At 77.9% G+C, this 3,767-nt stretch carries 1 protein-coding gene; it reads right to left on the bottom strand.

The genetic code is table 11. The features are described 5' to 3' along the window. On the bottom strand, nt 1-3,767 hold a 3,767-nt coding region (locus PSR1_RS22300; RefSeq protein ID WP_370539108.1), incomplete at both ends, for a DEAD/DEAH box helicase.

Genomic DNA, 3,767 nt, shown 5'->3' with positions numbered 1-3,767 from the left:
CCTGGAACGTGTCGTTCGTCACCAGCCCCCGCCACACCAGCGCCCAGATCGCGTCCACCGTCTGCTGCGCGAAGCCGCCGCCCGCCGCCTCGTGCAGCTCCGGGAAGAAGCAGGCGCCGCGGCGCGCCAGGTGCTCGAGCACGCGCCGCTCCCGCGGGTCCTCCGGCGGCTCGGCGGGGCGCGCCGGGGGGAGCAGCGCGGGGAGCGCGTCGGCGAGGAAGAGGGCCACGCGCCCGTCGCGCTCGCCGAGCGGCTCGAGGCCGACCCAGGTGACCTCGCCGCCCGCCGCGAGCGCGTCGAGGTCGCCGGGCAGGTAGCCCTCGACCCGCGCCGGCAGGATCTCGCCCTCGAGCAGCGCGGCCGGGAGCGGCGCGCCCTGGAGCTTCTCGACCGCGTCGAGCACCGCGTCGAGGCCGGCGGCGCGGCGCGTGATCCCGTGCCAGCCGAGCAGCGTCCGCCCGAGCACGCGCGGCTCGACCGGCTCGATCTCCTCGCGGAGCTTCGCGAGCGAGCGCCGCCGCAGCGTCCGGAGCACGTCGGGGTCGCACCACTCGCGCTCCGCGCCGTGCGGCCGGAACGCGCCCTCCAGCAGCCGCCCGGCGCGCGCGAGCCGCTCCAGCGCCCGCTCCAGCGCCCGCTCCGCCGCGGCCCGGCCCAGGCCGAGGCGCGCCGCCAGCTCGCCCGCGGTGAACGGCGCGTGCCGCCGCGCGTACCGGGCCACCAGGCCGTCGAGCGCATCCGGCACCGGCGCGAGCAGCGCCTCGGGCACGCCGGGCGGGAGCGGCACCCCGAGCCCGTCGCGGTAGCGGGCCGCGTCCTCCACCGCCACGAACCGCTCCTCCCCGCCGACGCGGAGCGCCACCGCCCGCCGCTCCGCCACCAGGCGGTCGAGGCTCGCCGCGACCTCCGGGCCGGCCGCGCGGCGCTCCACCTCGGCGCGGGTGAGATCCCCGAGCCGGAGCAGCATGTCGGCGAGGCCGTCGGCGCTGCGCACCCGCAGCTCGGGCGGGAGGAGCTGGAGCCGCGCCTCCAGGTCGGCGAGCGCGTCCGCGTCGAGCAGCTCGCGCAGCTCCGCCTCGCCGAGCAGCTCGCGGAGCTGCGCCTGGTCGATGGCGAGCGCCTGCGCGCGCCGCTCCGCCAGCGGCGCGTCGCCGTCGTAGATGAAGCTCGCCACGAAGCCGAACAGGAGCGAGCCGGCGAACGGCGACGGCACCCGCGTGTCGGCCACCGCGCGGCGCACCCGCCCCGCCTTCAGGTCGCGCATCAGCTCCACCAGCGCGGGCAGGTCGAACACGTCGCGCAGGCACTCGCGGTAGGCCTCGAGGAGCAGCGGGAACTGCGCGAAGCGGGAGGCGATCGCGAGCAGGTCGGCGGCGCGCTTGCGCTGCTGCCACAGCGGGGTGCGCTGGCCGGGGCGGCGGCGCGGCAGGAGCAGGGCGCGCGCGGAGGCCTCGCGGAATCGGGCGGCGAACAGCGCCGTGGCCCCGAGCTGCTCGACCACCAGCGCCTCGACCTCCTCCGGCTCCGGGAACAGGAAGTCCACCTCGGGCGGCTGGTCGGTCTCGGGGAGCCGCAGCGCGAAGCCGTCGTTGGTCCAGAGCGTCTCCGGGTCGGCGCCGAGCCGGTCGCGGGCGCGCCGGGCCGCCGCCATGCACCACGGGACGAGCACCGCGCTCCCGAACGGCGCGAGCACGCACACCCGCCAGTCGCCCAGCTCGTCGCGGCAGCGCTCCACCAGCACGGTGCGGTCGTCCGGCACCGCCCCGGCCGCCTGCTGCTGGTCTTCGAGGTAGCGGACCAGGTTCTCCGCCGCGCGCGCGTCGAGGCCGTGGCGGGTCCGCAGCCGCTCCAGCGCGGCGGCGCGCGGCACCCCGCGCAGCTCGCGCACCAGCCGGCCGATGCGCCGCCCCAGCTCCACCGGCCGGGCGGCCGCGTCGCCGTGCCAGAACGGCATCTTCCCCGGCTCGCCCGGCGCCGGCGACACGAGCACGCGGTCGTGGGTGATCTCCTCGACGCGCCAGGTGGAAGCGCCCAGGGTGAACGTCTCGCCCACGGCGGTCTCGAAGACCATCTCCTCGTCCAGCTCGCCCACCCGCGCCTGGCCCTTGGCGCCGCCCAGCAGGTACACGCCGTACAGGCCGCGGTCGGGGATGGTCCCGCCGCTCACCACCGCCACCCGCCGCGCGCCCTCGCGCGCGCGCAGCACCCCGCGGACCCGGTCCCAGGTGACGCGCGGGCGCAGCTCGGCCAGCTCCTCCGACGGATAGCGGCCGGAGAGCAGGTCGAGCACGCCCTCCAGGATCCCGCGCGGCAGCTCGGCGAACGGCGCGGCGCCGCGCAGCGCCGCGTGCAGGTCGTCCACCCGCCAGTCGTCGAGCGAGACCATCGCCACGATCTGCTGCGCCAGGACGTCGAGCGGGTTGCGCAGGTAGCGGGTCGCCTCGACGTCGCCCTCCTGCATGGCCTCGGTGAGCGCGGCGCACGCGACGAGGTCGCCGCGGTACTTCGGGAACAGCACCCCGGCGCTGGGCGCGCCCACCTGGTGGCCGGCGCGCCCGATGCGCTGCATCCCGCTCGCGACCGAGGGCGGCGCCTCGATCTGGACCACCAGGTCCACCGAGCCCATGTCGATGCCCAGCTCCAGCGAGGAGGTGGCCACCAGGCCGCGCACCCGGCCGGCCTTGAGGTTGTCCTCGATGGCGATGCGCTGCGGCCGGGCGATGGAGCCGTGGTGCGCCTGCACCAGCGTCTCGCCCGCCAGCTCGTTGAGCGCCCCGGCGAGCCGCTCGGCCACCCGCCGGCTGTTCACGAACAGCAAGGTGGTGCGGTGCGCCTTCACCAGCTCGAGCAGGCGCGGGTGGATGGCCGTCCAGATCGAGGCGCGCGGCGGCGCCTGCGAGGCGTCGCCGCCGGGCAGGTCGAGCGGCTCGCCGAGGCGGGACATGTCCTCGACCGGCACCTCCACGGTGAGCTCGAGCGGCTTGCGCGACCCGGCGTCCACCACCGCCACCGGCCGCCAGGCCGGGCGGGCGGTCCGGTCGCGCAGCTCGCCCAGCGCGCCGTCGGCGTCGCCCGCCCCCGCCGGCGCCGCGGGGCGCGCGCCGCCCAGGAACCGCGCCACCTCGTCGAGCGGGCGCTGCGTGGCCGAGAGCCCGATGCGCTGCAGCGGCCGCCCGGCGAGCTGCTCCAGCCGCTCCAGCGACAGCGCCAGGTGCGCGCCGCGCTTCGAGGGGACGAGCGCGTGGATCTCGTCCACGATCACCGTCTCGACCGTGCGCAGCCCCTCGCGCGCCGCCTGCGTCAGCAGCAGGTAGAGCGACTCCGGGGTGGTGATGAGGATGTCGGCCGGGTCGCGCGCGAAGCGCGCCCGCTCCGCGGCGGGCGTGTCGCCGGTGCGCACCGCCACCGCGGGGATCCGGTGCGCGTAGCCGCGCTCCGCCGCCACGTGCGCGATGCCGGCGAGCGGCGCGCGCAGGTTGCGCTCCACGTCCACCGCCAGCGCCTTCAGCGGCGAGACGTACACCACCCGCAGCCGCTCGCGGCGCGGCGGCTCGGGCGAGAACATGAGGCGGTCGATGCAGGACAGGAACGCGGCGAGCGTCTTGCCGCTGCCGGTCGGCGCCAGCAGGAGCGTGCTCTCCCCCCGGTGGATGGGCGGCCAGCCGAGCGCCTGCGCGCGCGTGGGCGCCTGGAAGGCGCGCTCGAACCAGGCCCGCACCGCGGGGTGGAACGGCACCGCCGCCGGATCGGGGGACCTCGCCATCCCC

It is taken from the genome of Anaeromyxobacter sp. PSR-1 (genome assembly GCF_000964525.1).
GTDB lineage: Bacteria > Myxococcota > Myxococcia > Myxococcales > Anaeromyxobacteraceae > Anaeromyxobacter.
The sequence above is the reverse complement of the archived record's forward strand: the minus strand, read 5'-3'. Positions and strand labels throughout refer to the sequence as shown.